The organism is Pedobacter sp. AC402, assembly GCF_979252805.1.
Window position 1 is genome coordinate 16673 of the sequence record NZ_CEEDAI010000015.1, and the last position, 17118, is coordinate 33790.

The following is a 17118-nucleotide window of genomic DNA, read 5'->3' on the forward strand; positions in this document are numbered from 1 at the left end:
TAAAAAGGCTTCGATTAAATCGGAGCCTTTTTTTATACCCCGTTTTAGCCGTATTGGAAAATCTTTCTAAAATATGATGAGCGGATGAAGTTTATAAAAGAAATTATTCCTGATTGAAATAAGCTTTAAGGGTGAGCATCTGCTTTTTATTCAATACCTCAGCCAATTCTTTCTCTGTAGCTTCTTTAATCTTTTTAACAGATTTGAACTGCGTTAACAGCTTATCAGCTGTGGTTTTACCGATGCCTTCAATCTGTTCGAGTTCGGTTTTAAGTGTTCCCTGGTCGCGTTTCTTGCGGTGAAATGTAATTCCGAAGCGGTGGGCTTCATCACGCAGCTGCTGAATTATCTTTAAGGTTTCTGATTTTTTATCCAGGTAAAGCGGATAAGAATCGCCTGGATAAAATAATTCTTCCAAACGTTTTGCAATGCCTATTACTGTTACTTTGTTTTCTATGCCCAATAATTTTAAACTCTTCATTGCTGACGAAAGCTGCCCTTTACCGCCATCAATAATGATGAGTTGAGGTAATGTCTGGTTTTCATCTAACATTCTCCTGTAACGGCGGAAAACGGCTTCTTCCATGGTCGCAAAATCATTCGGACCTTCAACCGTTTTCACGTTAAAATGGCGATAATCTTTTTTTGATGGTTTGGCATCCTTAAAAACAACTATTGCAGAAACCGGGTATTTTCCCTGAAAGTTGGAGTTATCAAAACATTCAATGTGTTTTGGAAGCTGTGTTAAACGCAAATCTTTTTGCATGGTTGCTAAAATCCGATCCGTGCGTAGGTCTGGATTCAGTTTTTCATACTGATTTAACTTCTCTTTTTTAAAGAACAAAACATTCTTTTGCGAAAGTTCTAAAAGCTTTTTCTTTTCCCCGAGTTTAGGAACCGTAAATTTTAAACTTTCATCTTCTAAAGAAGGTTCAAAAGGCACAATAATTTCTTTTGAGGTACTACTGAACTTCGTTCTGAATTCGAGCATCGCCAGGGTTAAAATCTCATCGTCGCTTTCATCGAGTTGTTTTTTAACTTCTATGGTTTGCGTTTGGATGATTGTACCATTCATCACCTTTAGGTAGTTTACAAAAGCATAGCGTTCATCAGAAGCGATGCTCACCACATCAACATTGGTAATGGCACTGTTTACAACAGTCGATTTACTTTGATATTTTTCCAGAACCTGTAATCGGCGGGCATATTGATGCGCCATTTCAAAGTTCAAGTCTTCCGAAGCGGATTTAATAATGCCTTTTACATCGCGGATTACATTACCGATTTTGCCATTTAAGATTTCTTTAATCTCAGCAATATTTTTGTCGTAGTCGGTTTCCGTCTGATAATTTTGGCAAGGTCCTTTACAGTTGCCTATCTGGTATTCTAAACAAACTTTAAATTTTCCTTCGTCTATATTTTTCTCCGTTAGGGGCAAACTGCAGGTACGCAGTGGATAAGTTTCTTTAATAAGATCTAATATGGTATGCATCATGCCTATCGAGCCGTAGGGGCCAAAATAGGTAGAACCATCTTTAATTACCTTCCTTGTCCAGTAAATACGTGGAAAATTCTCATTTTTAACAATAATCCATGGATAGGTTTTATCGTCTTTTAAGTTGATGTTGAACTTGGGCTGATGCTTTTTAATCAAGCTGTTTTCCAGCAGCCAAGCATCTATTTCGGTATCAACTATAGTAAAGGTAATTTTTCTGATTCTGGATACCAGTACCCTTGTTTTGCCATTAAACTGATTCCGGTCGGTATTGAAATAAGACCCAACGCGGTTGCGCAAATCTTTCGCCTTGCCAATGTACATCAGCTTTCCATCCGCATCCCAATACTGGTATACGCCGGGTTTATGCGGAATTGCGGTTAATGCTGTTTTATGGTCGAAACTGCTCATTATTTACAAAAATAAGATTCGAAAGGGAGAATTTAATTAATTTGAGCACAGATTTACCATTTTATAATTTGGGCGTGCCACCTAAGCTTCGCAAAGGGTCGGGCTATCCGTTACAATCTTTTGTTACCTTTCGACTACGCTCAAGGTATAACAAAAGGATTTCCACTGCTATCCCTCACGCAGGAAAACCACTAGAAACCTAACTTCTCATCCAGCTCGCTTGTACCTTCTTCTTGCTGTTGGTATTGATTACAATCAAAGGTAATGGAAACACCAGATTTGGGTGCTTCAAAATCTGCATGACTGATTTTTAAGGCAGGATTTGCATAAACCTTTTTTATAAAACCTGCAAAAATTGGTAGTGCTGTATTCGCTCCCTCCCCTTGGCTGGTACTGATAAAGTGAAAGGCCCTGTCTTCGCAACCTGTCCAAATACCGGTAACCAATTGAGGAGTAATGGCCATAAACCATCCATCAGAGTTATTTTGTGTAGTACCTGTTTTAGCCCCGATTGGTGCATTAACCTTGTATTTATAATTTAATCTCGATCCGGTTCCATTGGTTACCACACCTTTAAGCATTCTCGTCATTACATAAGCTACTTCTTCGCTCATAATAGGTTTTGGTATTTCCTTCTGAGAAAACAGAACTACGCCGTTTTTATCCTCTATTCTTAACAGATAAATCGGTTTGGTATATGTTCCTTTATTGGCAAATGCACCATAGGCACCCACCATATTAAAAATAGAAGAATCGAAAGTACCCAAACAGATGGAAGGAAATGCGGGTACATTTGGTATCCCCATTTTGGTGGCCAATGTGGATACAGCAACAGGACCAACCTGTTTCATTAAATATGCTGTAACAAAGTTTTGTGAATACGCGAGTGCTTTTTGTAATGTAATATTCCCTGGCAAAGGTTTTCCAGAGTTTCTTGGTGTCCACGGATCTCCATAGCCCTCTATCGTTACCGGAACATTTGGAACAGTATAACAAGGTGAATAACCATTTTCGATGGCTACGGCATAAGTAAAAGGTTTTGCTGTCGAACCTACCTGCCTGGTTCCCATTTTCACCTGATCGTATTTAAAATGTTCGTAATTGATGCCGCCCACCCATGCCTTTACATGGCCATTTGTAGGGTCCATCGTCATCATGGCATTACGCAATAGCATTTTATAGTACCTAACTGAGTCGATAGGTTTCATTACGGTATCAATATTCCCTTTCCAGGTAAAAATGGTCATTTCAGTTTTGGTATTGAAATCATCTTTAATTTCATCCTCAGATTTACCTTCCAATTTTAACGATTTATAACGATCTGAGCGTTTAATGCCCTGTTCTATCTGCAAGGCTTTATCTTTAAATGGATTTCTTCCTTTCCAACTGGCTATAAATTGTGCCTGTAATAGCTTCATGTATTCTTTTTGGGCTTCTTCTGCATATACCTGCATGTCATAATTTAATGTGGTATAAATTTTCAAACCGTCGCGGTCTAAATCGTAAGGAGTGCCATCAGGTTTGGTAATCGATTGCTCCTGAAAAATAGTTTTGATATCATTCTTCAGTACGGAGCGGAAGTAAGGGGCAATGCCATCATTAACGGTTGCGGCATTAAAATGTAGATTTAAAGGTTTTTCCTTTTGTTCGTCAAATTCTTGTTGGGTGAGCAGTTCCGATTTAACCATTAAGGCCATTACCGTATTTCTACGGTCTCTTGAACGTTCAGGGTGGCGGGTTGGCGAATACATGGTGATTCCCTTTTGCATGCCCACAAGAGTTGCAGCCTGTGTTAAATTTAATTTATCGGGAGTGGTATTAAAGTAAACACGCGCTGCAGATTTAATGCCATAAGCCTGGTTTCCAAAATCAACCGTGTTTAAATACATGGTGATGATCTCTTCTTTGGTATAATTGCGCTCTAATTTAACGGCAACAATCCACTCTTTGAATTTAGTTAATACCAATGAGAAGAAATTAAGGTTTGATTCGCGAGGGAAAAGATTTTTGGCCAATTGCTGGGTAATGGTACTTGCACCTTGTTTTTTGCCGATTAAATTGTATCCGATAATCGAAAAAGTCCGTTTAAAATCAATGCCCGAATGTTCTTTAAAACGGGTATCCTCTGTCGCAATTAATCCGTTAATAACATTTTCAGAAATATCCTTATAGGTAACATTGGACCTGTTTTGGACAAAATATGTACCTAATGGACGGCCATCTTCGGCAATAATTTCGGAAGCCTGATTGCTTTTTGGGTGTTCGATATCCCTGAAAGAAGGTAATGCGCCAAAAAGGCCCAAACCGATCATAGAAATAAAAATAGCAAATAGCGCAATTCCGCCAATTAGTATTTTCCAGATGATTAAACTATATCTTTTTGTTTCTTGTGCAGAAAGAGACTTATTCATTTTGTTGTGTTATTTTCCATTAATCTCCAGAATAGGAGATTTTGGATGCAAATTTATTAATTTTTTATAGAATAGCTTTTTAGGCAATTGTTCAGTATTCTATAATTACTTGTAAGCGTCCTTTAAAAACTCCAGATACTCGTTAATCCGGGGGCGGTCTGTCAGCTTTAAAAAGTTTTCTTTACTGATGATAAATCCTTTATATAAATTGGCCGGAACCTTCATAATGTTCTTTAATTGTCCTGTAATGCTCGATTCGTAAAGTTTAGCATCCTCCAAATCAATAAAACTGGTGATGTAAATCAGCTGATCGTTATCCAACTCTACCAATTTATGTTCCAAATCATTATCAGGGTAATTGCCGCGGTTAAATTGTCCTATCCCAAAACGCGATGAACTTAAGGTTAAAGTGGCATCGGCTACATCAATTACATAATAATATTCTTCTGATTTTGCCTCGCTGAAAATGCTTGCAGGCTTATTTGTATCAGTTGGTTTAACCTCAACCGGTTTAGCGGGGGTAACTGGCTCTGCAGTTTTCACTATGGCATTATCGGTTACCAATGGTTTTACCGGAACGGCAATAGGTGTGGCCTGACTAACAAAACGTGGTGCGTTTGCATCAAAATCAACAAGAGCAAGTGGCCTTTGTTTAAATTCATCGAGGTTTGCCTCAATGTATTTCAAATGATCGCGAACTAAAGGTGTAATAATTTTATCGTTGGGATAAAGCGTGGTAATCAGGTTAAATTCTGTAAGTAAGGCATCTACTTTGGATGTACGCCCAACAGCAATGGCCTTTAAATAAGCGTATTGAGGAGCTAAATCATTATTAGGGAATGCAGCAATATTATCATCGGCCTGTTTTACCACGTTTGGATAATCTTTTTTGGCATAGGCATCAAAAGCTACGTTGTAATTATTAATGGCAATATTCTCAATTTCGGTTTGTTTAGCCGAATAGGATGGATCAAGGATGTTTTTAGCAAAATTAGATTCGGGGAATTTTGTAAGCACCAATTGTTTATATTGATCTGATTTTACTTCATCAATACCTTTATAATTTAAATGCAAACTATAGTAAATGGCAACAAGATGATTATTTTCAGGATACCTTTTTATCAGTTCCAGGTAGATTTTATTTGCTTCCGGTTTATCATTTAGTTCCTGTTGGTAAAAACTGGCGATTTCGAAATATGCATCTATAATTTTTTGATCAGATGTGGCCAGTAGGGCAGGGGTTGTTGGAAGACCATCCAAAAACTGTTTTTCTATGGAGGTTTGATCTGCAGCAGCCTGATTTAGCTCACCATTTGCCGGCGATATTCCAGTGGCTACATTACCACCAGCTAAAACCTGGTTGGTTTCCTGTGCCGAAGATCTGTTGCTCTGCCTCCAGTTGTCTTCCAGTTGCCTATTGCCCCAACGCTTTTTAAAATCTCCAAAACCATTACTTATTGCAGCATTATTATTAAAGTAAAAAGTGTTTCCGGTAGTATTGTTTGACGCATTTAGCGTTTGATTGGGGAAATTGGGATCATTTAGATATTGGTTGCTGATTACTCCACCAGTATTGCTTACTTCGACTTTTGGGGTTAAATATGCCTTAACCTTAGCCTCTCTCTCGTTTGCCGGTAGTTTAGCAATGGCCTGGGCTGTATCTTCTTTTGCGATGATAGTGTACCTGTCGGTTAAATATTTAAGATTATCGGCTTTTTTAACAATGTTTTCATAATCAGGGAAGTTTTTAGGCAAAATCATTACTGTACTGTCGTAATAAAGTTTCGCTTTGATATAATTGTTAACTTCCTTAAAGTTTAAATCAGCGATTCTTAAATAAGATAATGCTTTTTGGTTTTGATTTCTTGTACTTTTTAAAACTGATTTATGGTAATTTTCTTCGGCCTTTACAAAATTGCCTTCAGCAGAAAATAATTCTCCCACCTGGTAATAAATCTGATCCGTATAGTCGATGTTTTTATCATCTTTTAACAAAGCAAGCAATTGCTGTTCCTTATTTAATTTTACGCCGCTTAACAATGCCTTGAGTTTAATCCTGTTCAGATTGGCATGGAAATACATTTCGAAAGGGGCATTGCTCTTCTCAACCTTGGTAAAATTTGCATAAGCATCCTGAAGGTTTTTCTCTTTTTCCTGCAATTGTGCAAGAATAAAACGCCAGCGAATCCTTAATTGCTTATCTGCCGGAAGTGCAATTGCAGATTCAAGAAAAAGAATGGCTTCTTTATTTCTTTTTTGATAAATGCGCATCTGAGCAGCAGTTGCCAATGGCTCAGCCAGGTCTTTTTTCAATTCATCTGAGGCACGCAGCATGGTATCAAGAATTTTATCAGCCAGCACCATGTTGTTCAACTGCATTTGGCTGCGCGCTTTCCAGTTCATGGCCATGATGAAAGTTTTTAAATCGCTGCTGTATGTTTTTGCTGTATAATCGAAATATTCTGATGCGATAAAATAATTCCCTTTTAGGTAGTTTGCTTTACCCAAAAGCATGTAGGCATCATCAATATAGTTGCTAAAACTTTTATCGTTTATTATGGTTTGCCCTTTGGTAATTACTTCATCCAGTTGTTTATTGGCTACTCCTGGTGTTAGTACAAGGTTAATCTGCGGCTCAGGATCAAGATAAATAGGTAATGTTTTTTCATAATTATCTGCATAACTTTGTAATAAACTCTCGTTATACTCAGTAAGCAATACATTGGAATTATAGATATAATTATACCTTGCCGTTAAGTTTTGAAACCTGCGGTCTACAGCAGTATCTTTATTTGCGACGCAACCATAGATCAGGAGGACACTTAAAAAGATGAAGAAGAAATTTAAGTTTTTGCTAGCGTAATTTTTCAAGTATGATCAATCTCTTAGGTGGATATACAATAAACAATTTATATAGAAAAATATTTTATTTGGCACCAAATTTTAATTATTCAAAGTTAATTTAATTATTGCATTAAAAAATGGAAAATCCTAAAGAAGAAGATACAAAGAAAAAGGTGAATGCAGCGGCAAAATATTCTGCTATTGGCTTCCAAATGTTCGCCACAATTGGCCTGCTTACTTTTATTGGTTATAAAATAGATGAACACAGAAACAGCAAAACCAATTTAATTACAGCAGCATTTGCTTTAGCAGGCGTGGGGATTGCCTTGTATCAGGCCATTAGGCAGGTTACTAAAGATTAGTTTTTAGTTCTCAATCTTCAGTTTGTAGTTGGCAATCTTCAGTTTGCGATCAGCAACCGGCCTAAATTTTGAAGTTGGAACTTGTGTTTCGGTTAATGAATTCACATGGTTAACCACTTAACTCATTCATACAATTAACCACTCAAAACAATATTTTCTTTCATACTAGTTACTTGATCCTAAAAACCTTATCTTTGCAAAAGTTTTTATCTGCTAAGAATTTATACATTGACTCTAGCCAAATTTACAAGTATCTATTTCATTTTTGTAGGCCTATTAATAGGCATTGTTGCTGTTTTACCTTTATTATTTCCTGATCAACCACTTTTAATTAACAATTTTTGGGTGATGTTTGGCTTTTTAGCCGGGATTACTTACATCGCATACTTGTTGGTTGATATTGGTGTAAAACGCGACCCTGAAGTAGGTGTAATGGCTATTATGGGATCAATTGCAGTGAAGATGATTTTTTGTATGGCTTTTGTATTGATTTACAGTATAAAAGCAAAGGGAATTGGGCTTGTATTTCTGCTTAATTTTTTTTCTTTATATTTATTGTTTACGGCCTTTGAAATTTACTGTTTGTTACGTAACTTGCGCCACCAAAATTTAAAGTAAAAAACTGCCAATAAATGGATTGTAACCGAGTTTTTGTGTCTAAAGTTAAAAGGCTAACTATTGTTTTTACGCTTTTAATCGCGTTTTTATCTATCAAAATTGATACTTTCGCTCAGGTTGATAGCGCTGTTGTTCCCGTTGATAGTGTTGTAGCTGAATCTGCGCAAGCAGCTGCAGGCGAACATGGTGCTGCTGGTCATGAAGAAAAGAAATTTGAGCCTACAGAGGTAATCATGGAACACATTGCCGATTCTCATATTTGGCACTTTTGGGGCGATACTTCTATGCCTCTTCCGGTAATTTTATATACTCCGAATGGTTTGGAGGTTTTCTCTTCAGCTAACTTTCATCATGGAGAACATGATTATAACGGTAAATATAACAACTATCGTTTAGAAGAGGATCATATCAAAGTAGTTGGAGCTGATGGTAAAATTGATGAGGAAGCAAGTAAATCTGTTTTAGATTTCTCCATTACAAAAAACGTTGCTGCAATGTTTGTAGCTATTTTCCTGATTCTGATTGTATTTATATCTGTAGCTGGAGCTTATAAAAAACGTATTGGTAAAGCACCTAAAGGTTTGCAATCTTTCATTGAGCCAGTTATTGTTTTCGTAAGGGATGATATTGCTAAGCCAAATATTGGTCATAAATACGCTAAGTTTATGCCTTACTTGTTAACGATATTTTTCTTTATTTTATTTAACAACTTGTTGGGCTTAGTGCCAATTTTTCCTGGAGGTGCTAACGTTACCGGTAATATTGCACTCACATTTGTAATGGCTTTAGGTACTTTGCTTATTGTAAACTTAAATGGAAATAAATATTACTGGAAGCACATTTTTTTACCAGATGTTCCATTTTGGTTATGGCCATTAATGGTTGTAGTAGAGGTTGTTGGTATTATCTCTAAGCCTTTCGCCCTAATGGTTCGTTTGTTTGCAAACATTACTGCGGGTCACATTATTGTATTAAGTTTAATATCCTTAATCTTTATTTTCGAAACATTAGCTATTGCTCCGGTTTCAGTAGCATTCGTAATTTTTATGGATATATTAGAACTGCTTGTAGCATTTTTACAGGCCTTTATTTTTACATTATTAACTGCCTTATTTATTGGAATGGCAGTTGAAGAACATCATTAATAGAAAACTATTTTTTACAATTAATATAAATTAAATTAGTTATGGTAGGTTCAATCGCGGCAATTGGTGCCGGTTTAGCAGTAATCGGTGCAGGTATCGGTATCGGTCAAGTAGGTGGTAAAGCAATGGAAGGTATTGCTCGTCAACCAGAAGCTGCATCAAAAATTCAGACTGCAATGATTATCGCAGCTGCCCTTATTGAGGGTGTTGCTTTATTCGGTGTAGTAGTTGCATTATTAGGTAACAGCCTTAAATAATTCAAACTGAAAAATTTAGGCAGGGTATTTAACGATTGGTTATTTACCCCGCCTTATTAATAAGATTAAGATTTAAAAAATTAGATAAGATGGATTTAGTAACCCCAAGCATAGGATTAGTTTTTTGGACTGGAATATCGTTTCTGTGTTTATTGATATTACTTAGAAAATTTGCCTGGAAACCTATTTTAGGTGCTATTCACGAACGTGAGCAAAGCATTGATGAAGCCCTTAACAAAGCTGAATTGGCTAAACAAGAAATGGCCCGTTTAACCAGCCAAAATCAAGATTTAATGCAACAGGCACGTGCTGAACGTGATGAGATTTTAAAGGAAGCTAAAACCTTAAAAGATGGTATCTTAAACGAAGCTAAAAAACAAGCTCAGGTAGAAGGTACTAAATTGATTGAGAAAGCCAAAATCGAAATCGAAAACCAAAAGAAAGCAGCTTTAGCAGAAGTTAAAGACCAAGTTTCTACTTTATCATTAGAAATTGCAGAACGAGTTTTACGTACTCAATTGGATGATAAAACCAAGCAGGAAGCTTTAGTAGCAAACTTGTTAAAAGACGTTGAATTAAACTAGAATTTGAGATACTAGATTTGAGATATTAGATATGAGAGGGGTGGTAACGCCAAAGTCTCACATCTCACATCTCCGGTCTCACACCTAAGAATATGTCAGAAATTAAAGTTGCAAGCAGATACGCCAAATCATTAATAGACTTAGCCGTTGAAAACAACGCTTTAGAAGCTTCTTACAATGATATGGTTTTGTTTGAGAAAGTGGTTGATGAAACCCCTGAACTAGAAGCGATATTAAAAAACCCGATTGTACCTTTAGATAAGAAAACTGGTATTTTAGACGGTATTTTTGCTGATAAAGTAAGTAAACTAACCATCTCGTTTTTTAAGATTGTAGTAAGCAAAGGCCGTTCAGCAATTTTATTTGCTACTGCTAAACAGTTCGTACAACAATATAATTTAATTAAAGGTATTGTTACTGCTGATGTAACTACAGCAAGTGCGTTAAGCACTGTAGCTAAAGAGCAGATTGTAGAAATTGTAAAAAGAGAATTAAATGCCAATAAGGTAATTATTAATGAAAAAATTAATGAAAAACTGATTGGTGGATTTATATTAAAAGTTGGTGATAAGCAATTTGATGCCAGTATTGCCAGCGGTTTAAGTAAATTAAAAAAGGAATTTGCGCAATAAGCGCCAGGCGGGAAGCGTATAGCGGAAAACGCCATGCGCTAAACGGCGAATAAAAACATTGCGATAAGCGGATGGCAAATAAAAGCCAAGCGCCATGCGCTAAGCACTAAACATTTACAAAAAGATATAAAGTAAAATTATGGTAGAGGTAAGACCAGACGAAGTATCGGCAATTATCAGACAGCAATTGGCGGGCTTCAAATCAGAAACCGAACTGGAAGAAGTTGGTACCGTGCTGCAAGTGGGCGACGGTATTGCCCGTGTTTACGGTTTAACTAAAGTTCAATCGGGAGAATTAGTTGAATTTGCAAACGGCCTACAAGGTATTGTATTAAACCTTGAAGAAGATAACGTTGGTGTGGTACTTTTGGGTGCTTCAGACGAGATCAAAGAAGGTGATACGATTAAACGTACCAAAAAAATTGCCTCTATTAAAGTTGGTGAAGGTATGCTTGGCCGCGTAGTGAACACTTTAGGTGAGCCTTTAGATGGTAAAGGTCCAATTTTAGGTGAAACTTACGAAATGCCTTTAGAGCGTAAAGCACCAGGTGTAATATATCGTCAGCCGGTAAATGAGCCATTACAAACAGGTATTAAAGCAATTGATGCAATGATTCCAATCGGTCGTGGTCAACGTGAGTTGGTTATTGGTGATCGTCAGATTGGTAAAACTGCTGTTTGTATCGATACCATTATCAATCAAAAAGAATTTTATGAAGCAGGCCAGCCTGTGTTCTGTATTTATGTAGCTATCGGTCAGAAAAACTCTACTGTAGCCAACATTGTACGTACATTGGAAGAAAATGGTGCTTTACCATATACAGTTGTTGTTGCCGCTTCGGCTGCAGATCCTGCTCCAATGCAGTTTTATGCTCCGTTTGCAGGTGCTGCAATTGGTGAGTTTTTCCGCGATACAGGTAGACCAGCATTAATTGTTTATGATGATTTATCTAAACAAGCTGTAGCTTACCGTGAGGTATCTTTATTACTTCGTCGTCCACCGGGCCGTGAGGCTTATCCAGGTGACGTATTCTACTTGCACAGTCGTTTGTTAGAAAGAGCTGCAAAAATCAATGCTAACGATGATATCGCAAAAGCAATGAACGATTTACCAGAATCGATTAAACATATCGTTAAAGGTGGTGGTTCATTAACAGCTTTACCGATTATCGAAACTCAGGCAGGTGACGTTTCAGCATATATCCCAACCAACGTAATTTCGATTACTGATGGTCAGATTTTCTTAGAGTCGAACTTGTTCAACTCTGGTATCCGTCCGGCAATCAACGTAGGTATCTCGGTATCACGTGTAGGTGGTAATGCTCAGATCAAATCGATGAAAAAAGTAGCAGGTACTTTAAAGTTGGATCAGGCTCAATACCGCGAATTAGAGGCTTTCTCTAAATTCGGTTCAGACTTAGATGCTGCAACTAAATCGGTATTAGATAAAGGTGCACGTAACGTAGAAATGTTGAAACAAGCACAATTTTCTCCATTTACTGTTGAGAAACAAGTTGCTATTGTTTATGCTGGTACCAAAAACTTAATGCGTAGTGTTCCGGTTAACAAAGTGAAAGAATTTGAAACTGAATTCTTAACTCAATTGGAATTACGTCACCCAGAAACTTTGGCAGCCTTAAAAGCTGGTAAATTTGACGATACCATTACTGGTGTTTTAGATACCGTAGCAAAAGAGATTTCAAGTAAATATTAATAAGATTTGAGACATGAGATTTGAGATTTGAGATTAGGCCGGAAACGTCTTACATCTTACATCTCACATCTCACATCTAAATAAAGAATGGCTAATTTAAAAGAAGTAAGAAACCGGATTGCATCTGTACAATCAACGCAGCAGATTACGAAAGCTATGAAAATGGTTTCGGCAGCTAAGTTGAAACGTGCTACCAATGCAATTATCGCTTTACGTCCTTATGCAACTAAACTGAAAGAGATTTTAGGTAATCTATCTGCAAGTTTAGAAGGGTCTTCATCACCTTTTATTCAAGAGCGTGAGCCCAATAAGGTTTTAATTGTTACTGTATCATCAAACCGTGGTTTGGCTGGTGCCTTTAACATGAACGTAATTAAAGCGGCCAACAATTTAATTGCTGAGAAATATAGCGAACAGTTGAAAAACGGTAATGTAAGCATTATTTCAATCGGTAAGAAAACTCAAGATTTTTACGAAAAACGCAAATACAACGTTATTGGAAACAATAATGAAGTGTACTCAGCTTTAACCTTCGAAAATGTAACCAAAATTACAGACGCGATTATGGCTGGTTTTATTAAAGGCGACTTTGATAAAGTAGAAGTAGTTTATAACCGTTTTAGAAACGCCGCTGTACAATTTATTACCACTGAACAGTTATTGCCTTTGCCAAAAGCGGAAGAAGCACCAGCTGATTTAAAAGCAGATAAAAAAGCAGCTAACGTTGATTATATTTTGGAGCCATCTCAAGAAGAAATTGTTGAGCAATTGATTCCTAAATCAATCAAAATCCAATTGTATAAAGCTGTTTTAGATTCTCATGCTTCTGAACACGGCGCACGTATGACATCAATGGATAAAGCAACTGAAAATGCAGGAGAATTGTTGAAAGCTTTAAAACTTTCATACAACCAGGCACGCCAGGCAGCAATTACAACTGAGTTAACTGAGATTGTAAGTGGTGCAGCAGCATTGAACGGATAACATTTAGTGTGGAGTTGGGCGTTTTTAGTCCTGAGTCCAAAAAAATATAAAGCCCATTTCTTAATTGAAATGGGCTTTTTCATTCTCCAATAATTTTTAAATCAAAATTATTATGTTTTTCATGGATTAAAATCCATAATTATTATGTTTTTTATGGATTAAGATCCAAAATTATTATACTTTTGTTTAGTAATTTTTTGTTATGATTATTAGGAAACAGTTAAACTATGCCTTGGCAAGGCTCTTTAAAGGGAAAGCCTTCATCATATTTGGCCCAAGGCAAACAGGTAAAACTACTTTTGTAGAACAGCTGTTAGTCAAAGTGGATAAAAGGACATTGTACCTGAATGGAGATGATGCTGATGTAAGGGAAATTTTAGCAAAGCCCAACGCAATACAGATTGCGCAGATGCTTAGTAACTATGAAGTGCTTTTTATTGACGAAGCACAGCGCATAACTGAGGTGGGCTTACTGATTAAAATTATTGTAGATCGCTTTAAAAATGTTCAGGTAATTGCTACAGGTTCGTCGGCTTTTGAGTTATCGGGTAAAATTAACGAACCTTTAACTGGCCGGAAATATGAAATGATGCTTTTGCCTTTTTCGTATGCCGAACTGGTAAACGATACCGATTTCATTACCGAAGAAAGATCGCTGGAGCAACGTTTAATTTATGGTTCTTATCCCGAAATTATTAACGACCCGCATAATGCAGAGGAGAATTTGAAACTACTTGCAGATAGTTATTTATATAAAGATCTGTTCGCATTAGAAGATGTGAAAAAGCCGCTGTTGTTTGAGAAAATTGTAAAAGCATTGGCTTTACAGATCGGAAGCGAGGTTAATTTTTCTGAACTAGCACAATTGGTGAAAGCAGACCATAAAACAGTTGATAAGTATATCAATCTGCTCGAAAAATCTTTTGTGGTTTTTACGCTACCAGCATTTTCGGGTAATGTGCGCAATGAAATAAAAAAGAATAAAAAGATTTATTTCTATGATACTGGAATTGTAAACGCCATTACACGGAATTTTAATCCAATAGCCAACAGAAATGATGTAGGTGCATTGTTTGAAAATTATATGATTGCCGAGCGGATGAAGTTTTTGCATCAGCATCAAATGGAAGCTGAATGCTTTTTCTGGCGTACAACTCAGCAACAGGAAATCGATTATATCGAAAAAACGAAAGAGAGATTGTTAGCCGTTGAGTTTAAATGGAATGAAAGAGGTAAAAATAAAATTCCTGCAACTTTTACGCAGGCCTATCCAGAAGCAGAAACGCTGATCGTATCTAAAGCCGGTAGAGGAAGCTTTTTGAATGGTTGAAGTTTATTATAAAAGAGAAGCCCATTTCGCTTAAGAAATGGGCTTCTCTTTTATAAAAAGAAATCGTATGGGGATAATACAATCCTAAGATAGCCATTTTCCAGTTTTTTGCTATGGTTTTCGCTATTATAAACTGTGGCGTTAAACTTTGCTTCTAAAACGTAAGTTCCGGATTTTAACTTTCTGAAACTGATTACTTCAAATTTTGACTCCTTCTGAGCATCTGGGCTTAAAGTAGGGGGATTTCTAAAAGAATCTGATCCAAAGGTTTTGTAAGTGTCTTTATCAGAAATGCTTATGGCTATTCCATTCTGTTTGTTGTCTCGCCCAAAATCCAAAGCATAATTACGGCTACCAACTTTAAACAGATCGTATACATCGTTCGGAACCAATATAAGTACCTGCCTCATTACATTTTTGTTGTATGTTTTTATGAATGTGACATTAACGATCCTGTCATCGTTATAAATTGCGAACCTTTTTGAGTATAAAACAGAGTCTTTATTCCCAGAAATATAATAGGCATTTTTAACAATAGAATCAACCTTCGAGTTTGGCTGATAATTCCCTGCTCCTGAAATACTTGAATATTTGGCTGTGCTGTAGGTTTTTCCATCGATACTATAAGATATACTGTCTTTCGCATATTCAAGTGGATCTTCTTTTTGGATAACCGGCGGTTCAATAACGGGATTGTTTTTTTTGCATGCTGCAAAGAAAAATAGGGCAATAGCTATCCCCATTAAGTGTTTAAATTTCATAATCAAAGGTTTTATTTGTGTGTGGTCAAAAGTAAAGAAAAAACAATAACTAAAAACTTAATTGAGAAATTTTTTCCGGTTATTATTATTGAGATGTATTTTGTTTTTTACTCGAATGTATTTATTCTTATAGCAGAATTCAAAATGCAAACATGATCGTTTATAAAGTTTTTTATCAAGTCGGTTCTTATTGTCTTTTAATATCTTTGCATATAATATTTATGCATGAAAAAATACATCTTTATCATCTTATCTGCTTTCCCCTTTTTTACGAAAGCCCAAAATCCGGCAAGAGATTATACAAATGCCGTGTTATGGCAACAAACCTCGGGCGAGTATCGAGCCTTGTGCTTTCAGGCGTATAATTTTGCCAGGCTATCATTAAAAGAGGCATTATGGGCTGATACCAGCAAAAAAAACAACTGTATAATTGTTGATATTGATGAAACTGTGTTGGATAATTCTGCTTTTCAGGGCCACGAAATTAAAAAAGGACTCAGTTATGTGCCTGCAGACTGGACAGAATGGACCAGTTTGGCCAAAGCAGATACCGTTCCCGGAGGCATTGTCTTTTTTGAAGTTTGCGGCATCCAAAAATATCGAGACTTTTTATGTGAGTAACCGTGATGAAAAAGATTACACAGCAACATTAAAAAACCTTCAACATTTTGGATTTCCTTATGCAGATGATGCACATTTGATTGTAGCGAAAGGAACATCAAACAAAGAACCACGCCGACAAAAAATAGCAGAAACACATGATATTCTTCTGTTATGTGGCGATAATTTAAGCGATTTTAGTAATATTTTTTACCGCGAACAGAAAAATACCTTCGAGCAGGTAAATGCCAATCAGCAACTGTTTGGGGCAAAATATATTGTATTGCCAAACCCAATGTACGGAGATTGGGAAAAGCCTTTGTATCAGGGAGAAAAGCTTAGTGATCAGGATAAAGCAAAACAAAGATTAGAACGATTAAAAAGTTACTAAGTTTTATAATTATTCAGCAATAAGTATTACTTTTGCTGCATCATAAAAATAAACATTATGGAGAACAACGAATTAAAGCACAATACAGAAAGTATGAAAACGGCTAACCAGCCAGGAATTTATAAAATGATGATTTTTGGTGTACTGGTTTGCATGGTGGGTACTTATGCACGTTTCGCTTACGATTCGTGGCAATTATCATTGGCATCTTGGATTATTTTGTTCATCGGTGCAATTATTGCCATTAAAGGTGTATTCAAAATATTAGACGCATAAGCAATCTGCTTTCAAAATATAAAGGCCGGTCATGTTTACTCATGATCGGCTTTTTTGTTTTATAAATCACCAGTTAGATAAAATGTTACTGGTTATTTGAAAAAGCAAATTCACAAGCAGTTGAATTACAGCAGCTTCGCCATTTGCTTTAGCCTGATGAAGAATCAGTGCCTATCGCAGTTGTTGGGTTTAGGATAGAAAGATCTGTTCAAGTAATCTAAGCCTGATAGCAGTGAACATCGAAAGTAGTGAAGTAAATAAGATGGCAAGGCATTTAAAGCGATACACATAGTAACTTGCGCT

The 17118-nt window shown here is 36.5% G+C and carries 16 protein-coding genes; 12 read left to right on the plus strand and 4 right to left on the minus strand.

Annotation, left to right across the window (positions count from 1 at the left end):
* Positions 1-103: 103 nt before the first annotated feature.
* The 3 genes from uvrC to porW form a co-directional block, all read right to left on the minus strand.
* Positions 104-1906, minus strand: coding sequence for an excinuclease ABC subunit UvrC (uvrC, locus tag AC0IWE_RS23625; protein WP_055912927.1), 1803 nt, complete (start codon positions 1904-1906; stop codon positions 104-106).
* A gap of 191 nt (positions 1907-2097) precedes the next feature.
* Positions 2098-4317: a transglycosylase domain-containing protein gene (locus AC0IWE_RS23630; protein ID WP_471794992.1), complete on the minus strand. Its 2220-nt coding sequence runs from the start codon at positions 4315-4317 to the stop codon at positions 2098-2100.
* A 105-nt stretch (positions 4318-4422) separates the two neighbouring features.
* Entirely contained in the window at positions 4423-7188 is a 2766-nt protein-coding gene (porW, locus tag AC0IWE_RS23635) for a type IX secretion system periplasmic lipoprotein PorW/SprE (RefSeq protein WP_471794993.1), read from the minus strand.
* A gap of 110 nt (positions 7189-7298) precedes the next feature.
* Between porW and AC0IWE_RS23640 the strand changes: the two genes are divergently transcribed.
* From AC0IWE_RS23640 to AC0IWE_RS23680, 9 genes are all read left to right on the plus strand, one after another.
* The gene (locus AC0IWE_RS23640; RefSeq protein WP_471794994.1) at positions 7299-7523 is read left to right on the plus strand and encodes an AtpZ/AtpI family protein; all 225 of its coding nucleotides are present in this window, start codon (positions 7299-7301) and stop codon (positions 7521-7523) included.
* A gap of 228 nt (positions 7524-7751) precedes the next feature.
* A complete protein-coding gene (locus AC0IWE_RS23645) occupies positions 7752-8141 on the plus strand; it encodes a hypothetical protein (RefSeq protein ID WP_471794995.1) in 390 nt (129 codons plus the stop codon).
* A 14-nt stretch (positions 8142-8155) separates the two neighbouring features.
* Positions 8156-9286, plus strand: coding sequence for a F0F1 ATP synthase subunit A (atpB, locus tag AC0IWE_RS23650; RefSeq protein WP_471794996.1), 1131 nt, complete (start codon positions 8156-8158; stop codon positions 9284-9286).
* Positions 9287-9327: 41 nt separating this feature from the next.
* Positions 9328-9543, plus strand: coding sequence for an ATP synthase F0 subunit C (atpE, locus tag AC0IWE_RS23655; RefSeq protein ID WP_055912908.1), 216 nt, complete (start codon positions 9328-9330; stop codon positions 9541-9543).
* A gap of 89 nt (positions 9544-9632) precedes the next feature.
* Positions 9633-10127 (plus strand): F0F1 ATP synthase subunit B, encoded by a 495-nt coding sequence (locus AC0IWE_RS23660; protein WP_055912905.1) that lies wholly within the window; start codon positions 9633-9635, stop codon positions 10125-10127.
* A 92-nt stretch (positions 10128-10219) separates the two neighbouring features.
* Entirely contained in the window at positions 10220-10759 is a 540-nt protein-coding gene (gene atpH / locus AC0IWE_RS23665; RefSeq protein WP_471794997.1) for an ATP synthase F1 subunit delta, read from the plus strand.
* A 139-nt stretch (positions 10760-10898) separates the two neighbouring features.
* Positions 10899-12473 (plus strand): F0F1 ATP synthase subunit alpha, encoded by a 1575-nt coding sequence (atpA, locus tag AC0IWE_RS23670; RefSeq protein WP_025144014.1) that lies wholly within the window; start codon positions 10899-10901, stop codon positions 12471-12473.
* 87 nt (positions 12474-12560) lie between these two features.
* Positions 12561-13457 (plus strand): ATP synthase F1 subunit gamma, encoded by an 897-nt coding sequence (atpG, locus tag AC0IWE_RS23675; RefSeq protein ID WP_463497450.1) that lies wholly within the window; start codon positions 12561-12563, stop codon positions 13455-13457.
* 202 nt (positions 13458-13659) lie between these two features.
* Positions 13660-14787, plus strand: a complete 1128-nt coding sequence (locus AC0IWE_RS23680; RefSeq protein WP_471794998.1) for an ATP-binding protein — start codon at positions 13660-13662, stop codon at positions 14785-14787.
* A gap of 50 nt (positions 14788-14837) precedes the next feature.
* On the opposite strand, the gene AC0IWE_RS23685 is transcribed toward AC0IWE_RS23680, so the two are convergent.
* Positions 14838-15548 carry a hypothetical protein gene (locus AC0IWE_RS23685; protein WP_471794999.1) on the minus strand — a complete coding sequence of 237 codons (711 nt, stop codon included), beginning with the start codon at positions 15546-15548 and terminating at the stop codon, positions 14838-14840.
* 225 nt (positions 15549-15773) lie between these two features.
* Between AC0IWE_RS23685 and AC0IWE_RS23690 the strand changes: the two genes are divergently transcribed.
* From AC0IWE_RS23690 to AC0IWE_RS23700, 3 genes are read left to right on the plus strand one after another with little or no spacing between them, the layout of a single operon-like run.
* The gene (locus AC0IWE_RS23690) at positions 15774-16169 is read left to right on the plus strand and encodes an HAD family acid phosphatase (RefSeq protein WP_471795000.1); all 396 of its coding nucleotides are present in this window, start codon (positions 15774-15776) and stop codon (positions 16167-16169) included.
* Entirely contained in the window at positions 16051-16539 is a 489-nt protein-coding gene (locus AC0IWE_RS23695; protein ID WP_471795001.1) for an HAD family acid phosphatase, read from the plus strand. Before AC0IWE_RS23690 ends, AC0IWE_RS23695 begins: the two co-directional genes overlap by 119 nt.
* Positions 16540-16596: 57 nt before the next feature.
* Positions 16597-16815: a hypothetical protein gene (locus tag AC0IWE_RS23700; protein WP_055912883.1), complete on the plus strand. Its 219-nt coding sequence runs from the start codon at positions 16597-16599 to the stop codon at positions 16813-16815.
* Positions 16816-17118: the final 303 nt, after the last annotated feature.